Raw genomic sequence first — 18,260 nt, 5'->3', positions numbered from 1 at the left:
TGCTAAAGTTAATTAGCAATACTTTTTGACCAAGACTAATGGAACTTGCTAATTTGTCGGCCAATTTACGATCGCCCGACGAAGCTGTCGATCGCCATCCTGCCACGGTTGCGCCCTCAACTTGCCTCGGTGATGCGATCGCCCTGATGCGTCGGACAAGCCACCCTTGCCCACTGCCTAATGCCCCTGCACTTCCCGACTCAAACGAAACTGTCAAAGCATCGATTAGTTGCGTCTTAGTTGTCGATGAAAATCAGCTAGTCGGACTGCTAAGCGCGGAAGATGTGCTGAACTTAGCCACCTCCGAATACGGATGGCAAGGCATGAAAGTTGCCGACGCAATGACGCGGAATTTAATTGTCTTAAAAGAATCAGAATTTACAAATATTACTACCGCATTCAAGCTATTTTGTCAATACTCGATCGATTGTTTGCCAATAGTAGATGAACGGGGTCAGCTAGTAGGTATAGTCAGCGAAAAAAGTATTCGTCCAGCAATGTATAGCTGGATGGAGGCACTGCACCAAGAAGTGGCAAAACTCCAGGAACAATGCCAACTGTTAGAGGGCAATTGTGAACTAGAAAAAGTCAGCGATCGCCAAAATGCCGAAAATGCCATGCGGCAGAGCGAGGCGCGCTACCTGGCGATTGTGGAAGACCAAACCGAACTGATTTGCCGCTACCTCCCCAACGGTAAAATAACTTTTGTCAATCAAGCTTACTGCCGTTATTTCGGCTTGCAGCCGATCGACTTACTCGGCAAATGCTTCATGTCGCTGCTGCCAGAAGCAGACCGAGAAATTTTTCAACAGCAATATACTTCTGTGTCTCCCGACAACCCTATTTTTACCTGCGAACATCGAGTAATTTTGCCGAGCGGGGAAATTCGCTGGCAGCAGTGGATCGATCGGGCGATATTCGACGACAGCGGACAAATCGTCGAGTATCAAGCAGCAGGCCGGGATGTCACGGATCGCAAACAAGCAGAAATCGCTTTGCAGCAGCTCAATGCAGAGTTAGAAGTGCGAGTTCAGCAGGGCACTGAATCCTACGACATGGCAGTATCGGCCGCCAAAGTGGGGGTTTGGAACTGGAATTTGGAAACCGACGAAATCTACATTGCTCCGTCTTTGAAAGCTTTGTTGGGCTATCAAGACGCAGAGATTCCTAACTGCATGGAAAATTGGGCATCTCACGTTCATCCCGACGATCGAGTTGCAGTCGCCGAAGCAGTAAATGCTTATCTCGATGGTTTGACAGAAATTTATGAAGTAGAACACCGGATGGTGCGTAAAGACGGCAGCACCTGCTGGATACTTGCCCGCGGCAGCGCGATCCGATCGGCTTCTGGCAAGGCCTTGCGCCTGACTGGCACTGACACCGACATTACCGATCGCAAATTGACCGAAGAAAAACTCCAAAAATCCGAAGCCGAACTGGTAGCGCTGTTTAATGCCATGACGGATATCGTGCTGGTTTTCGACGCAAGCGGTCGCTACCTCAAAATCGCCCCCACGGCTCCCGAACTGCTGTACAAACCGGCTCCTGAAGTGCTGGGCAAAACCCTCGCCGAAATCTTCCCAGAAGCGGAAGCTAATTTTGCCCTCGGCCACATTCGCCAAACATTGGCATCTGGGCAAACCCACAGAGTTGAATACAGGATGGAAATTGGCTGCAAATTATTTTGGTTTGATGCCAGTATTTCGCCACTGGAGCTCGATCGGGTGATGTGGGTCGCCAGAGACATTACCGCTCGCAAACACGCAGAAGCTGCACTGCAAAAGAGCGAGGAAAAGTTTCGCAACTTATTTGACGATGCTCCCATCGCGCTTGGTTTGGCAAGCGTGCGCGACTACCGCACCATCAAAGTGAATGAAGCTCACCGCCAGATGTTGGGCTACAGCGATTCGGAGTTGGCTAGCATGACTTTTAGTGAACTCACGCATCCAGAAGATTTACAAGCAGATGTAGAGGAAGTCAAGCAGTTAATGTGTGGCAATATTTCTCGCTTCCAAAGGGAAAAACGCTTGATTAAGAAGAATGGCGAGCTGATGTGGGCAAACTTGACGGTGACGCTGATCCGCGATCGCGAGGGCATTCCTCTCTACAGCATGGGGGCGATCGAAGATATCAGTTATCGTAAGCGGGCAGAAATCGAATTTCACCAGTTAAAAGAACGCCTGCAATTTTTACTGGGTTCTAATCCGGCGGTAATTTTTACCGCCGCACCTACCGGGGATTTTTGTACTACTTACATCAGCGACAACGTTCAGACAATCGTTGGCTACGCTCCCCAAGAATTCTTAGCTGATTCTAAGTTTTGGTCGAGCCGAATTCACCCTGAAGATCGGCCACACTTTCTAGTAAATTTTTCTGAGTTGTGCGAGGGGGAAAATTGCATTTGCGAGTACCGTTTTCTACACCAAGACGGAATTTACCGCTGGTTAAGGACGGAACTAAAACTATTGGTTGACAGCATGGGCGTTCCGATCGAAATTATTGGTTACGCCGCTGATATCAGCAATTCTAAACACGCCGAACTCGCTAGGCGGCAGCAGTTCGAGCAAGAACGGCTTGTGGAGGCGATCGCCCGTCGTGTCCGCCAGTCTTTGCAATTAGAGGAAATTCTCAACACCACGGTTGCGGAACTCCAGCAAGTATTATTAGCCGATCGAGTTTTGGTTTATCAACTTTTACCCGAAAACGGCGGCCGAGTCATTGCTGAAGCCGTGGCAGAAGGATGCAGCCAACTCGTGGATAGATGTTTTGCCGAAGAGGCTTTTCCGGCCCAAATTTATCAGCTTTATTTGCAAGGGCGAATTTCTGCGATCTCCGAACGGGATGACCCCTGCATTACAGCTTGTGTGGCCCAGTTTATGAAAAAAATTCAAGTTAGGGCAAAGTTAGTAGTGCCGATTATTCAGCACAGCCAACTTTGGGGATTGCTGATGGCCCACCAATGCGATCGCCCTCGTGATTGGAAAGAATGGGAAATCAATTTATTTCAGCAGTTGGTGAATCAATTGGCGATCGCCATTCAGCAATCTCTACTTTACCAGCAACTGCAAGCTGAACTGAGCGATCGCTTCCAAGCGGAAGCAAATTTGAAAAACTCTCTCAGAGAAAAAGAAATTTTGCTCAAAGAAATTCACCACCGCGTCAAAAACAACCTCTGCGTAGTTGCCAGTCTGTTAGAATTGCAATCGAACACAGTTGCCGACCCGCAAGTAAGCAAAATGTTTGAAGAAAGTCAGAATCGCCTTTATTCTATGGCTCTGATTCACGAAAAACTGTACCGATCGACTAACCTAGCGCAAATTAATTTTGGCGAATATCTCGAAGATTTGGTAAGTAACTTGTTTCACTCTTACAATATTAGCAACAACCGAATTCAGTTGCAGGTATTAGCTGAGCCAATTTCCCTAAATCTTGAAACCGCTACTCCCTGCGGTTTAATTGCCAATGAATTGGTTTCAAATACCCTAAAACACGCTTTTCCTGATGGCACAACTGGTACAGTTAGTGTAGAATGCTATCAAACGGGCGATAAAGAAATTAACCTCTTAGTTAAGGACAACGGCATTGGCTTTCCTCAAAACTTAGATTTTCGGAAAACTCACTCGATGGGGTTTCAAGTTGTCTGCACTTTAACTGAGCAGTTAGAAGGAACCATCGAAATATTCCGAGAATTTGGTACATCCTTTCACTTAAAATTTAACGAGTTAAACTACTTTCAAAGATTGTAACAATATGAGCTTGGTCGAAAAACCAATTAATATTTTGATTGTCGAAGACGAACTGTTAATTGCTAAAAATTTATCCCCTAAATTAGAAAAATTGGGATATCAAATCGCCGACATCGTTTCTTCAGGAGCGGATGCCATCGAGCGCGCCCGCGAACTAAGACCCGATTTAATTTTAATGGATATAGTTATCAAAGGCGACATTGACGGCATAGAAACAGCAGCAATAATTAATCACGAATTAGATATACCAATTATCTATACAACTGCCTATGCCGACGACGAAACTTTGCAGCGAGCCGAAAATACTGGTTCTTATGGCTACCTGCTCAAACCTTTTAAAGAAAGAGAAATGCACGCCACTATCAAGATAGCACTGAGCAAACATCAAGAAGCAGTTACTCTAAAAAAAATACTGGCATTAGCAGCAGAAAAAAGCGCAAATAGATCGCGCTTTATTTCAATGGCTTACCACGATTTAAACACTCCTTTAACTACTATACAGTTATCTGCTGAAATGCTAGAAGATAGCGACTTGCATCGCACCTGCGGAACTAACAATAAAAATGTCGATCGCATTAAAAAAGCCGTCAGTAATATGAGTGGGCTGCTGGAAGATATTTTAATGCTTAGCAAAGCAGAAGCAGGCAAAATTTCCTTAAATTTAAATCCGATTAATGCCACGGATTTATGCAATTCTATTTTAGAAGAACTGCAACCTATCGTCACCGACAAACACCTCGTAACTTTCCGCAGTCACACAAATCCGCTGCACGCCAATCTCGATGCCAAACTACTGCACCACCTTCTGACTAATTTGCTTTCAAACGCCATTAAATATTCTCCAAACGGTGGCAAGGTAAGTTTAGACTTAAGCTGCGACAACCAGCAAATAATTTTGTGCGTTCGAGATGAGGGAATTGGGATGACACCGGAATATCAAGAAAAACTATTTCAGCAGTTTGAACGGGGTGCTAATGTAGGCAACATTAAAGGATCGGGTTTGGGACTCTGCATTGTCAAACACATAGTTGACCTGCACGGCGGTACAATAAGTGTGGAAAGTGCGATCGACAAAGGTACTACATTTATTGTCGCCCTGCCTTTGTTAGTTAGTAGTCATTAGTCAGTAGTCATTAGTCATGTCCGGTAAAATAAGCACAATACTTGTAGGGGCGGGTTTCACCAACAATCTATCATCCAGACTAACAATCTACATAAACCCGCCCCCACCACGCGACAGAATTTCATCGCGGACAATTCAACGGAGAGGAGATAAAAGTATCGGGGGGGCGGGTTTATGAGATTGTAGATTACAGGCAATTATTGTTAGTGAACCCGCCCCTAAAAAATTCATACAAATCTCAATCAGGCCGGACATGATATCATTTTTAAGCAAATCTATTGGGAGACAAAAGCTCGATCGCCCTATCTTCTCCCCCCGCCGCCTTCGCAAATCGCTCAGCCAAAGCAGGTACAATAGTCAAAGGATTGCTGAAACCAGAAAAAACGTGCAATCCAGGGCGATCGGCAATCGGCCCCATTACAGGCAAATTATCAGCGCTAAATGCCACAATACACTCGTGCCAAGTTGCCGGTAAACCTGCCAAGTCGGGCAAAACCTTGCCGATTCCTGCACGAATTGCCGTTTCGCTGGTTTCGCGATCGACTTTAGCATTCAAATCGCTCAAAGTGCGAGACAATTGCCCGATCCGCAAACTGCCATCATTAAACCCAATTGCACCCGAATCTAAAATCGGCGGCAGCAACTCTTTACCCGTTTCATCCCAAAGAAAATCCACCTCATTTCTACTCGATTCTGCTTCCAATTCAAAACGTTTTAATACCGCAGGCATCACCAAAGTCCTGAGTTTCAAATCCACAGGTGCAGTTTCCAAAATCTCCGTGCGAGTAAAATAAACTCCCACAGAAACACCAGCCAGCTTCAGTAAACTCCGACTCCAACCTCCAGCACAAATAACCGTATTTTCGCCGGCATAACTTTCCTGTACCGTCTGGACTCCCGAAATCCGATTTCCCTCTTCGATCAACCCAATTACTTCAGCAAATTCTATAGTTCCTCCCAACCGCAGAAACCCTTGACAATAAGCTTTATTTGTGGCAGTCGGCGAAATGTGACCGTGACGCACAGTCAGAGCTCCGGCGATCGCACTTTTATTCAGCAAAGGTTCCAACTCGCCAGCTTCTGCCACACTCAAAAGCTGCGGAACGATCGCAAAATGCGCGTAATTAGCTGCCACTTTTTCGGCATCATTGCCCGCATCAATTGTCAGCAACAAATCCAACTCGCGAAACTCAGTATCAGCATCTAATTGGGCTGATAAATTGCGGTGGCGTTCGATACCTTCCCGACACAATTGCCGAGTTAAATCAGTCGTTCCCGACCAATAAGCCAAGCCGCCATAACTAAAACGAGTAGCGTTTTGCATGGTAGCATCTCGTTCCAAAAGCAGCACAGCAAAACCTTTTTTTGCCAGTTCGTAACTCAGTGCCGCACCCGTAATGCCACCGCCGACAACAATCCAATCGTAACTTTTCATGGGCAACTCAAAGGGAATGAAAATATCATGCTTAGATTTTAGCTTACGTTTTTTCGGCACCAATCGAAAAACCTCTACCTACAGGAAGAGGCTGCCTGCGATCGCCCTAACTGAAACTTCCACCCGTCGGGAGATGTTTGCGTAGAGATATTTTTCGTTCAATAGTAGGAATTAGAGTCAGCAAAAAATTAGAAATACCAGAGAGGTTTTTATGAGTATCGACAAACCAGGCAAAGATATGGAGCGCACGGTCAATCCGGGCGATCGCATTTCCGACGAACCGCAAACCATCGAAGAAAAAGCCCAGCAACTAGCGGTAGACCACGTGCCCGACATCACCGGAGATACAGTTACAGTTCCAACTTATGTGATCGTAGAAGAACCGGATGGGGAAAAGAAAGCCCTGCACCACGTCAAAGACGCCGAGGAAATTTCTGACGTAATTCGGCAGGCCCGCGTTGACGAAAATGGCGAGCGGGTTTGGGATTAAGTTCCATCCAATAAAAACGGCTTTGTTGTACAAAAGTTATCGTAGAAATCATGGAAACAAATCCCAGAAATAGTACGCCCTATCCCAATATTCCGCCGATTCTTGAAAGTGACGACAGAGAGTATCGCGACGCCGGCATTACGAGTACGCTTTCAGTTGCAGGCCATCCCATCCACCCCATCATCGTCATCTTTCCGGTAGCCTTTTTAGTAGGAGCCGCAGGCACGGACATCGGTTATTGGCTGACAAGCGATCCGTTTTGGGCGAGAGCTTCGGTTTGGCTGATGGGTGTCGGTTTTGCTGCGGGGATTTTGGCCGCAATCACGGGCTTTTTAGATTTTTTCAAAGTTAAAAGAGTGCGCGATCGCAGTGCCGGTTGGTTGCACATGGGCGGCAATGTGGCGGTTATGGTACTTACCCTGATTAACTTGCTGTTGCGACAAGGAAATCCGGCTGAGCCGATCGTATATACAGGTTTAGCAATATCGATCGTCGTGGCAACCTTGCTGGGCATTACAGGCTGGTTCGGCGGCGAACTAAGTTTTCGCCACAAAATCGGCGTCATCGGCCCTAGCAGTCATAATTCCTAGGTTTCTGACCATTTTTAGTAGGGAATTCCGTCCCTCTTCATTGGATAATTTAGGACTAAAGTCTTGACTACAAACTTAAAGATTGTCCCAGCCAATTGAGATAAGCATCGCTGCCAGCGATAATAGGAATAGCAATAATTTCGGGAACTTCATAGGAATGGAGTTCCTGAACTTTTGTTTTTAAAGCCTCAAATTTAGCCATATCAGTTTTAATCACCAACTGCCACTCTGACTCGGAATGAATCTCGCCTTGCCAACTATAAATCGAGCGAATTGGCGACAAACTCACACAAGCAGCCAGCTTGTGTTCAACTAGAGATTTAGCAATATTTTCCGCCTCCGCCTCCGATGCAGCAGTTACCAGCACCACCCCAAAATTAATTGTCATAGTCATCAGTGAACAGTGAACAGTGAACAGTGAACAGTCAACAGTCAATCGATTTTAGATTTTAGATTTTAGATTTTAGATTAAAGAATTGAAGCATTGACCCCACGGATAAATTCGGGGGCAAGTTTCATCGGATACAGGTTTTTTATTTCTGGGTCCTGAGTCTGCTTTCGGAATGAATCCGAGGGCTTGTATCCTGGATGCTTTCGGTCAACAGTCAACAGTCATCAGTCAACAATCAACCGTTAATCTCATTAACTTCCCAAGAATTGACTCTGCCAGCCCCAGCTAAGGAAAAATAGCGCCTAGTAGATTCCGGCAAAATAGCTCCCGCCAACAAAGCATTATCTAAATTAGCTCCTATTAACGTCGCCTCGCTCAAATCTGCAGCCATCAAATCTGCTTGACACAGCTTTGCCCAATTCAGATTTGCCCCTCTCAAACAACTTCCCCTCAACTTAGCCCCGGTTAAGTTTGCACCCGCCAACTTCACCCCACGCAACTGAGCCGCGCTGAAATTCGCCCCCGCCAAATTCGAGCCTTCCAAATTCGCTCCCATTAGTTTAGCTTCACTCACGTTGACGCCGCTCAAATCTGCACCGCAGAGATTCACCCCTGCCAACTGCGCTCGCCGCAGACTGACTCCGGTTAATTGAGCTCCAAAAAGTTTTGCACTATTGAGCCTTGCACCGTAAAGGTTGGCCCACTTAAAATTAGCAGCAGTCAGATTCGCGCCCAGTAAGTTAACTAATTGCAAGTCGGCGCTGCACAAATTGGCATTCCACAACACAGCACCCCGCAGGTTGGCGCCAGTTAAAGTTGCGCCGCTTAACTTTACCTTGGGCATTTTTGCTTTTACCAAAAAAGCTCCACTCAAATTAGCTTTTGTCAAATCTGCACCTGAGAGTTGGGTTTCACCCATTTTGGCAAAAGTTAAATTTGCTCTGTGCAGCAGTGCACCTTTGAGTGTTGCTTTGGTAAGAAACGCTCTACTGAGGTTCGCCCCGGAAAGATTAGCTCGCGAAAGGTTGACTCCGATTAAGATTGCTCCGCTGAGGTCTTTCCCGCTGAGGTCGGCTCCAGTAAAGTCTCTTTCTCCTTTTTCGTAATTGTTGAGCAGTTCACTAACTTCCATAGGGCATCATACCTTCTATGATTGGGGGGTTTCGATCCAGAAATCTTTACTGTTAAGGTTGTTTCAGAAAGGAAACTGTTTCAGAAAGGAAACTGTTTTAGCGTTTGCCTCAAACGGTATAAATTTCATTAACATCACTTTCTGTTTAAAGGCAATCTCTTAATAAAGATTTTATATCTTCCACGCGGTAGCGATCCCGGTTTCGGTATTTTTGAATTAAAAATTAATGTTTCTTGACATAGATAGTCATTCCTTAACGATCGACCGTTATATCAAATCCGTTAGCATCGGAATAGTAAATTCCAGTTCACTGTTGACTGTTCACTGTTGACTGTCAACTGTCAACCGTCAACCGTCAACATCATTCCGGTGTAACCGGAAATGATATTATTCGCAACTTCAGGCGCAGCGTGCCCTTGAATCCTGCAGGAGGTTGCCAGGAACTTAAGGCCCTCTTGAGAGCCTCTACGGCGTCTGTTGATTGCAGCGTCGAGGGTTGAGTGTCGTTAGCGAAGCCCGCCCCTACGGGGGCTACGCCAACGAAGAGGATCGCCAATCTGGCAACGCGGCCGTCTTGTACCAATAACTCCCACACCGTTTCACCGCTAACCCCCGCCGGGAGATTAACAGATTGCAGGTATTGAGTCAAAGCCGCGATCGCCCCTGCATCCAACCCTTCGGCGCTAACTACTTGGAGGCGAGAAGCCAAAGGCTTCGGGCGTTGCAACTCACCGTAACCGGGCTGCTGCGGCATAGCAGGAGCTGGACTCACTGGTGCCGAGTTGCGAGTCGAGGTAACGCTGCGAGTGCCGCCCCTAGTGGGCTCTTCCCCTCCCGACTCGAAAATACCCTCGTAGCTGACACCCTGCGGCAATTCTACAGGCACTTGCACGCGACGACTAGATCCATCCGGTTCGACTCGCACTTCTTCGCTCACAGCCACAAAAGCCGTGTATTCCGACAGCAAGCGATAAGTCAGGGCAGTATTAGTCACAGCTTCCACCAGAGATTTAGTCTCGCCACCAAACATTTGATTCATTAAATCTTTAATGCGCGATCGCCCCCAAAGTTGAGCTACCGCCGGATTGCCAAAATCCGTAGCGCTTGCGGCGACTGAAGTAGACTCCCGCTGCCGCCCGCCGGATTGAGCAAAATTAACAGGTAAAACTTGCTCGTAAGCTTTGCCGCCCGCCAGAGTGCCGCGGATGCGAAGTTTGCCGTTAGTTCGATCGGTCTTTTTGCCAAACAAAACTAGCGGTTGACTCGCAAACAAGTCTGGGGGTGCGATCGGATAAATCTCCGGTTTTTCCCCCATTCCTTCCCAACTAACTTGAATATTAGTCAATACCGGACGATTAATTTGACTAAAAAACTTTTCTGCTGCTTCTGCTGACGCTTCATCTTGACGAATTACTTGAGACGTGCCTCTTCCCACTTCCGCCAAACGGTTGAGCAAAAACCGATTCACCGAACCGCCGACACCAAAACTATAAAGTCGATTTCCGGGTTTCAGACTCTGCTGAACCAGAGCCAGCACTTCATTTTCATTACCAATGTAACCGTCCGTAATTAATACAATACTCCGCAACCTTCCCGTAGCCGCCGCCGGAAAATTCATCACTGCTTGAATGCCGTTAAGCAGTTCTGTACCACCGTTTGCCTGCAAGTTATCGATATAATTAAGAGCACTTTGTCTGTTGGCAGGCGTATTTGCTAAAGGAGTAGTTGAAAGCGCTTGCGTAGTGTTGGCAAAATCAATAATAGTAAAAGTATCGTTGGGATTCAGCCCTTGAATAAAGCGGCGCATCAACTCCTGAGATTTTGCCAGCGGTTCGCCCTTTTGAGAACCGGAAGTATCCATCAGAAACACGACATCTTTAGGTACAATTTCATTAGTTTGGTAGTTTAATGCCGGAATTAAATAAGTAGCAAAATGACCGCCCCGCTTGTCGGATTGAGTCAAAATAGTTGCGCGAGTATTTTCGCCAGCGACTCGATAGCGCAAAATTAAATCTTTATTGGGAATTGTGTCAGAATTGGCTAATTGGACTTGCACAATATTGCCGCTGCGGTGAGTTGTAATTTGATGGGAAGTAGAGCGGACATCGCTGATCGCAACTCCGGCATCTATTTCTACCGAAACAGCAATATTGTGACCCGATCGCGTTCCCGGAGGCAAGACAGGCGGGTTAATGCGATCGGCACCAGAACGATCGCCCCCCCTTACTAAGGGGGGGTTGGGGGGGGTCGAATTTCTCGAAATATAGCGCGGCCCTACCACCATTGGAAACACAAATTCGTAATCGCCGCCGACAAACTTGAGACTTTCGGTGTAGCGAATCGTAACTTCAATTTTTTCTCCCGGTTTGATATTAGCCAGAGACTGAGTAAAAATATTGGATCGTTCTTGTTCCAACAAACCTGCACTCCGGCCTTGCTTTCTGGCTTGTTCGTACATTTCCAAAGCTTCCTCGCGGCGTTTGATATCAGCTTTAATAATTCGTGAGCCTATTTTAATTTCCATATCATCCACCGCCGCTTCATCGGGCAAAGGAAATACATAAACAGCTTCTATAGATTCTGGAAAAGGATTTTCAAACTTCTGAACAACTTCGACGCGGGAGATATTGCCAGCTATTTTGGCTTTAACTTCAGTCTGCTTGAGAGGAAAGACTTGTTCTGCCGTCGTGTTGGGAGTTTTGACGAACAAACCGCCGACTGGACATCGAGTTTCGGGCGATCGTCCGCCATTGCAATTAACATCGTTACTAGCGAGGATTTTCGGCGCCACAGACGAATAATTTTCCCCAAGAGCCTTGGCCCGCGCCCCATTGGGAGCGAGCCACGCGCCGCACTCGTTAGCGAAGCCCTCGAAGAGGATCGCAGCGAGCAATGCCATACCAGCACAAAGCAACCGTTGAGGGGAGAGAACGCAGACAAACTTCATAGCTGTTGTTTTTTAGCAGACTTGAGGTGCTTTGTTTACCATGACTTTACGATTGCCGAAACGTTCCTGAGTTAGCTTTTTGGGAAAAATGACTGAGGGCGTAGGGTAGATTTTAGATTTTAGATTTTAGATTAACTCTACAGGCGCTCATGGGGGAGTGGAACTTTTGTCTAGACTGCTGTGGGCTTGCATCTGTATTTGGGTGAAGTCGGTTGGGGCGATCGTCCGCGAACCCAACCTAGAAGATTGTATGATAGTTAAATAATTAAATAACTCTAACCTCAACCTCTCAATCTCTAATAAATTGAAAAAGCCATGAATTTTATTAACCCCAAAACCGACTTTGCATTTAAAAAAATCTTCGGCTCTGCTGACAGCAAAGACATTTTGATTAGCTTCTTAAATGCCATCCTCTACGAAGCGCAGCCAGTTATCGAAGATTTAGAAATTCTTGACCCTTATTTAGCTCCCAAAATCAAAGGAGTCAAAGATACTTACTTGGATGTTAAAGCAAAAATTGGTGGCAGCAAAACTGTGATCATTGAAATGCAGGTATTGAATGTAGAATCCTTTGAGAAACGGATTTTATACAATGCTACCAAAGCTTACTCAGTGCAATTAAAAAGCGGAGAAAACTACAACCTGTTAAATCCCGTGATTGCCTTGACGATTACAGATTTCCAAATGTTTGAGAATCTGGAAACAGTAATTTCGCGATTTTGTATCAAAGAAAAAAACAATCGGGTCGATTATTTGGCGGAGGAATTAGAATTTGTATTTGTTGAATTGCCCAAATTTGACAAGACTTTAGCCGAATTAGAGACTCTGACTGATAAGTGGATATATTTCATGAAAACCGCTCGGACGTTAAGGTCTGTGCCGGAAGAGTTGGGAAATGTACCGGAACTCCGCAAAGCTTTTACAATTGCCAATGAAGCAAATCTCGATCCTGATGAATTGGAGGATTTAGAAAGGCGAGAAATTTTTATTCAAGACCAGCGCGGTGCAATTACCAAAGCTACCCGAATCGGGATAGAACAAGGAATCAGACAAGGCATTGAACAAGGCATCGAACAAGGCATCGAACAAGGCATCGAACAAGGCATCGAACAAGGCATCGAACAAGGCATCAAACAAGGAAAAGTGACATTAATTGTTCGTCAGTTGGAGCGCAGTGTCGGCGTGCTGTCGCCGGATCTCAAAACCAGCATCGCTCAGTTATCCGCTGAGCAATTAGAGAATCTAGGAGAGGCACTATTAGACTTTGCCAGTGTGTCAGATTTGACAACTTGGTTGCAAGCACATAACAATCGTCAATAATTGGGTCAAATGGGTGTAGGGGCAATCCCCCGTGGTTGCCCTTATGGATTACCTATGTCACATTTGAGTCTGACCTGACATTGAAGCATCTAAAGTCGAAAATCCTATGAGCAAATTTGTGTTTGTGACTGGCGGCGTGGTTTCCAGCATCGGCAAGGGAATTGTCGGTGCTTCCTTGGGCCGCCTATTGAAGTCGCGGGACTATTCTGTCTCGATTTTGAAGCTAGACCCCTATATTAACGTTGACCCCGGCACTCTGAGCCCGTTTCAGCACGGAGAAGTCTTTGTCACGCAAGACGGTGCGGAAACTGACCTGGATTTGGGGCACTACGAGCGTTTTACCGATACTTCCATGTCTCGCCTCAATAGCGTCACCACGGGTTCCATTTATCAAGCGGTGATTAACAAAGAACGCCGCGGTGAGTATCAGGGGAGCACGGTGCAGGTGATTCCGCACATCACTAACGAGATTAAAGATCGAATTCACCGAGTAGCAAAAAATACCAATCCTGATGTCGTGATTACGGAAATCGGCGGAACGGTGGGAGATATTGAATCTTTGCCGTTTTTGGAGGCGATTCGCCAGTTTCGCAAGGATGTGGGCCGGCAAAATGTTGTGTATATGCACGTCACGCTGATACCTTGGATTCCTTCGGCTGGGGAGATGAAAACTAAACCGACTCAGCATTCGGTGAAGGAATTGCGGTCGATCGGCATTCAACCAGATATTTTAGTCTGTCGGTGCGATCGCCCGCTGTCTTTGGGCATGAAACAGAAATTGTCGGAATTCTGCAACGTACCCGAAGAATGCGTCATCACATCTCAAGATGCTAAAAGTATCTACGAAGTACCCCTGATGATGGAACAGGAAGGTTTGGCCCAACAAACCCTCAATTTGCTGCAACTCGAACATCGCCAGCCAGATTTGCATCAGTGGCAAACTTTAGTCAATAGGCTTTACAGTCCCAATCACAAAATTGATATTGCTTTAGTTGGCAAATACGTGCGGTTGAACGATGCTTATCTTTCGGTGGTCGAAGCTTTGCGGCACGCGGCAATTGCGATCGGCTGCGACCTGAATTTACACTGGATTAACTCAGAAGATTTAGAATCGGGAAACCTCGATCATTATCTCAAAGGTATCAACGGCATTGTTGTACCGGGAGGTTTTGGGGTTCGGGGAGTTGACGGCAAAATAGCGGCGATCGAATATGCTAAACACCACAAAATTCCATTTTTGGGCTTGTGTTTGGGGATGCAGTGTGCTGTGATTGAATGGGCGCGCAACATCGCCCAACTAAAGGATGCCAACAGCGCTGAATTTGACCCAGATACAGCAAATCCGGTAATTAATTTATTGCCAGAACAGCAAGATGTAGTCGATTTGGGCGGTACAATGCGACTGGGTTTGTATCCGTGCCGTGTCAACCCAGACACGCTAGCTTTCAAACTTTATCAGAAAGAAGTGATTTACGAGCGACACCGCCATCGGTACGAATTTAACAACGCCTACCGCAATCTTTTCTTAGAATCAGGTTATGCAGTCTCCGGTACATCTCCAGACGGCCGATTGGTAGAAATGATCGAATTTCCCAACCATCCCTTTTTCATAGCCTGCCAATTTCACCCCGAATTCCAATCTCGACCTAGCGCCCCCCACCCATTGTTTCAAGGGTTTATCCAGGCCGCTAGCATCCAGGGAAAGCAGGATGTTTTAGAAGATGAGGGTCGCGACTTGGTGGCTGGGAAAGTTGTCGCAAACTGATCTCATATCATGTGCGATCGATTAGTTCTGATATATTAGATGTCTGTAGGGGCGGTTCCGAGTAGACAATATTCAAATCGCCCCGACAATCGACATTACAAAACCCACCCAACAGACCAATAGGATTTGATAGGGGTCGCACTTACCGGACTAGATATCGGGCAGCATTCTCAACGAGTGAAAAACCTTCCCCCCAACCCTATGCTAGGGCTGGGGGGCTAGTCCCACAAGGGAGAAGGCAGAAGACAGAAGGTAAAAATGCTGATATATTTTTACTTAACTTTTTACGGATTTCCAGGGTGATACCAGTTAAAAAAAAATGTAACTTTAGGCAACTTCCCAGCCCCCATAGTCATCAGTCATGCCCAATCTAAAATCTACAATCTAAAATCTAAAATGGTAGGAGTTGTCAAATTATCCTAAAATACCAGGAAACACCGGTTTGAGGAGGCTTTGTGGCTTATTGGAGCAAAATTACTTATGAGAAAAGTACATACATAATTGACCTTGACACTATTAGTGCTTTTTCTAGCGAACTGGATAACAAGCGTATCACCTTTTGGCTGCCTAATAGCAGTCAGCCGATTATCCTCAATCCCCAAGGCAATTCTGAGGCTTACAAGCAAGTTCTCGATTACCTAAAAAAAACCATCGATCGCAATTCTAGAGGTTCGTGGATTAAAATTAATTATGACCGCAAAGAATTTGCGATCGATATGAGTCGAATTAGCTCTTTTGCTTGCGAACAGAACGGTCGGCTAAGCTTTTGCCTGCCTGACAGCGCAACTAATATTATTATCCTGCGCCAAAGCAACCCGGAAACTTATCAAGAAATTCAGGAATACATTAAAAATACGACTGGACAATCTCTGCCATGAAGAAGTCAGTAGTCAGTAGTCAGTAGTCAGTAGTCAGTAGTCATTAGTCATTAGTCAGTAGTCAGTAGTCAGTAGTCAGTAGTCATTAGTCATTAGTCAGTAGTCAGTAGTCAGTAGTCAGTAGTCAGTAGTCATTAGTCATTAGTCATTAGTTATTAGTCATTAGTTTAGAAGCATGAACAATGAAGGAGACTATGTTTAGTAACTCCTCACCTTCATTCTATTTTTTTTTAGCTAAAGTGCTTAGGTTGCACTCTAATTTTAGTAAAAAAGCGCAGTAAAATGCGCTGTTTTTTTAAATTTTAACTATTCAACAAGCTGCCAAGCTAATTTGGCTGCCCCTACCATGCCTGCTTGATTGCCCAATTCAGCAACCAATAACTGCAAATCTTCGCGAGAACTCGGCAGTACACGTTGCTCAATTTCTTCTCGAACCTTCGGCAAGAAAAATTCTGCACCTGCACTAATTCCACCGCCGATAATAATAGCTTCCGGCGTCAAAATATAAATGAGACTTGCCAAACCGATACCCAGATAGCGCCCGTAATTTGGCCAAAATTCTAAAGCTTTGGCATCTCCAGACTTAGCTAGATTTGCTAATTCTAGCGGTTCCAAACCCGTTTCGCGGCGAATTGCTTGCACCGAAACGTACTGTTCTAAAGAACCCCGATTGCCGCTGTTGCACTCCGGGCCGTCGGGATTTATAGTAATCAATCCTAGTTCTCCGGCCGCGCCTTGATGACCTACAAATAGTTTGCCGTCTAGGATAACTGCGCCGCCGACTCCTGTACCTAAAGTTATTAAAATTAGGTTTTTAAAGTGCCTTCCTGCGCCCAACCAAGCTTCTCCCAATCCGGCACAGTTGGCATCATTTGCTAATATTGTCGGCAGTCCGGTTTTAGCTTCCACCCAGTCAGCTAGGGGGACGTTATGCCAGTTTTTGAGGTTAATAGCTACTCTGGCTATGCGGCCCGCGGCGTCTGCGGGGCCTGGAGTCCCGATGCCGATCGCACTTACACCATTTTCGACCGGATTCAGTTGTAAAATAGCATCGGTCATTGTAGTTAAAACTGCCTCTGGCGTTGCCGGTTGAGGGGTTGGGACAGTTAAGGATTGGTGACAAATGCCGTCTTCGCTAAATCTGCCGAGTTTAATTGCGGTTCCGCCTAAGTCAATGCCGATTACTTGTGTCATTCGATTTGGGTTTGGGATGGAAGAATTTGGGATTAATCCTCATAGGATAAACATATTTTATGGTGCGGATTGTGCACCTTACCAATTAAGTTGGTAGTGAGGATTGAAATCCTCCAACTTCTATTTTAGTCTACAATAATTAGCGACAAAAAATGGGCTTAATTCTTAATACTATCATACCGATCGCAATACCTAGCCAAAATTATGGATACAAGCGAGTTCGCCTATTTAATGTCGCCTAACTTACGTTGCGCCACCTCTCGGTTGTGCAAAGCATCGTGATAGTCTGGTTGGAGAGCAATTGCTTGGTTATAAGATGCGATCGCCTCTTCAAATCTTCCTAAATTATACTGCTCATTCCCTCTCTCGCACCACGCTTTCGCCTCTACATTAACTTCCGATTCTGCCTCCGCAGCCTCAGCGCCTCTGCGATTCACTTCCCCAGAAAAACCCAAACCATCCCCAACAAACACCGCCTCAATCACCCTCCCCTTTGTATCCTCCTCCTCAACCTCCGGCAGCGGAAACCGTGTCAATATCTCCCGCCCAATTTGCCTCGCCACCTCTGACAATTCCCCGCTGCCAATTCTACCTAACAATACCAGCCGCTGCGCCAATTCCTGAAGCGATGCCACCGCATCCGCAGCAGCGGTTTCATCATGTTCCCCCTCTAACAATCTTTGCCCAAACCGTCGCAACCAAGCCGCCAATTCACCATCTTTAAGGCGTTTTGCGATTAAGAATCCCGCTACATCTCCTCGACTCCAGCCGGCATTTACCCCTTCCAGGATTTCCATGAATTTCGACTCGTATTCCGCGTCAGTTAGGGTTGGGCGGATGGCGGTATTTCCCGGCGGGGTGGGTGGGGTTGGGTATCCGAATATTCGCTGAAATAGTCGTTTGAAGAATTGCAGAATTGTGTCGAGCATTTGTGAGGTTGGGAGGGTGGGGTATTTTCTATTTTATAGCAATTATCACAAATAGATTACATATTGATTGTCCGCGATATCTGTAGGGAGACGGCACTGCCGTGTCCGGGATGGCGACGCACAGCGAACAATCACATGAATAGGACTTACGAAATCATCCCAGGTATGGGGGCAACCGGGCGTGGGTTTTGCCCCTACAAAACACTATATATTGAGGGTGTACGTAAGTCCTGATGAAGTAGAATAGGACTTACGCATTGACAAAAAATATCATCTATGTATTCTAGACAATGCCATGACTGAATCGGTTTGCCAAAATA

General features: G+C 46.1%; 13 protein-coding genes. 7 read left to right on the top strand and 6 right to left on the bottom strand.

What is annotated here, in order from left to right:
* Nucleotides 1–38: 38 nt before the first annotated feature.
* Nucleotides 39–3,746 carry a PAS domain S-box protein gene (locus tag QUA16_RS17065; RefSeq protein WP_333104626.1) on the top strand — a complete coding sequence of 1,236 codons (3,708 nt, stop codon included), beginning with the start codon at nt 39–41 and terminating at the stop codon, nt 3,744–3,746.
* A gap of 4 nt (nt 3,747–3,750) precedes the next feature.
* Nucleotides 3,751–4,869 carry an ATP-binding protein gene (locus tag QUA16_RS17060; RefSeq protein WP_333104628.1) on the top strand — a complete coding sequence of 373 codons (1,119 nt, stop codon included), beginning with the start codon at nt 3,751–3,753 and terminating at the stop codon, nt 4,867–4,869.
* Between the two features lie 265 nt (nt 4,870–5,134).
* Here QUA16_RS17060 and QUA16_RS17055 read toward each other — a convergent pair whose 3' ends face one another.
* Entirely contained in the window at nt 5,135–6,304 is a 1,170-nt protein-coding gene (locus QUA16_RS17055) for an FAD-binding oxidoreductase (RefSeq protein ID WP_333104629.1), read from the bottom strand.
* A gap of 211 nt (nt 6,305–6,515) precedes the next feature.
* Between QUA16_RS17055 and QUA16_RS17050 the strand changes: the two genes are divergently transcribed.
* The gene (locus tag QUA16_RS17050; RefSeq protein WP_333104630.1) at nt 6,516–6,794 is read left to right on the top strand and encodes a hypothetical protein; all 279 of its coding nucleotides are present in this window, start codon (nt 6,516–6,518) and stop codon (nt 6,792–6,794) included.
* Between the two features lie 50 nt (nt 6,795–6,844).
* Nucleotides 6,845–7,384 carry a DUF2231 domain-containing protein gene (locus QUA16_RS17045; RefSeq protein ID WP_333104632.1) on the top strand — a complete coding sequence of 180 codons (540 nt, stop codon included), beginning with the start codon at nt 6,845–6,847 and terminating at the stop codon, nt 7,382–7,384.
* Between the two features lie 67 nt (nt 7,385–7,451).
* Here QUA16_RS17045 and cutA read toward each other — a convergent pair whose 3' ends face one another.
* From cutA to QUA16_RS17030, 3 genes are all read right to left on the bottom strand, one after another.
* Nucleotides 7,452–7,772, bottom strand: coding sequence for a divalent-cation tolerance protein CutA (gene cutA, locus QUA16_RS17040; protein ID WP_333104634.1), 321 nt, complete (start codon nt 7,770–7,772; stop codon nt 7,452–7,454).
* Nucleotides 7,773–8,010: 238 nt separating this feature from the next.
* A complete protein-coding gene (locus tag QUA16_RS17035; RefSeq protein ID WP_333104635.1) occupies nt 8,011–8,907 on the bottom strand; it encodes a pentapeptide repeat-containing protein in 897 nt (298 codons plus the stop codon).
* 361 nt (nt 8,908–9,268) lie between these two features.
* The gene (locus QUA16_RS17030) at nt 9,269–11,854 is read right to left on the bottom strand and encodes a VIT domain-containing protein (protein WP_333104636.1); all 2,586 of its coding nucleotides are present in this window, start codon (nt 11,852–11,854) and stop codon (nt 9,269–9,271) included.
* A gap of 315 nt (nt 11,855–12,169) precedes the next feature.
* Between QUA16_RS17030 and QUA16_RS17025 the strand changes: the two genes are divergently transcribed.
* The 3 genes from QUA16_RS17025 to QUA16_RS17015 all read left to right on the top strand — a co-directional run bounded on the left by QUA16_RS17025 (nt 12,170) and on the right by QUA16_RS17015 (nt 15,817).
* Nucleotides 12,170–13,174 (top strand): Rpn family recombination-promoting nuclease/putative transposase, encoded by a 1,005-nt coding sequence (locus tag QUA16_RS17025; RefSeq protein WP_333104637.1) that lies wholly within the window; start codon nt 12,170–12,172, stop codon nt 13,172–13,174.
* 106 nt (nt 13,175–13,280) lie between these two features.
* Complete coding sequence (locus QUA16_RS17020; protein ID WP_333104638.1) at nt 13,281–14,939, top strand: CTP synthase; 1,659 nt, start codon at nt 13,281–13,283, stop codon at nt 14,937–14,939.
* Between the two features lie 455 nt (nt 14,940–15,394).
* The gene (locus QUA16_RS17015; protein WP_333104639.1) at nt 15,395–15,817 is read left to right on the top strand and encodes a hypothetical protein; all 423 of its coding nucleotides are present in this window, start codon (nt 15,395–15,397) and stop codon (nt 15,815–15,817) included.
* Nucleotides 15,818–16,123: 306 nt separating this feature from the next.
* Here the strand turns inward: QUA16_RS17015 and QUA16_RS17010 are convergent, their stop codons facing one another.
* Both QUA16_RS17010 and QUA16_RS17005 read right to left on the bottom strand, forming a co-directional pair.
* Nucleotides 16,124–17,011, bottom strand: a complete 888-nt coding sequence (locus QUA16_RS17010; protein ID WP_333104640.1) for an ROK family protein — start codon at nt 17,009–17,011, stop codon at nt 16,124–16,126.
* A gap of 224 nt (nt 17,012–17,235) precedes the next feature.
* Complete coding sequence (locus QUA16_RS17005; RefSeq protein WP_333104641.1) at nt 17,236–17,940, bottom strand: tetratricopeptide repeat protein; 705 nt, start codon at nt 17,938–17,940, stop codon at nt 17,236–17,238.
* Nucleotides 17,941–18,260 lie beyond the last annotated feature (320 nt).

This window comes from Microcoleus sp. S13_C3 (assembly GCF_036700905.1).
In the GTDB taxonomy this organism is placed as follows: domain Bacteria; phylum Cyanobacteriota; class Cyanobacteriia; order Cyanobacteriales; family Microcoleaceae; genus Microcoleus.
The sequence above is the reverse complement of the archived record's forward strand: the minus strand, read 5'-3'. Positions and strand labels throughout refer to the sequence as shown.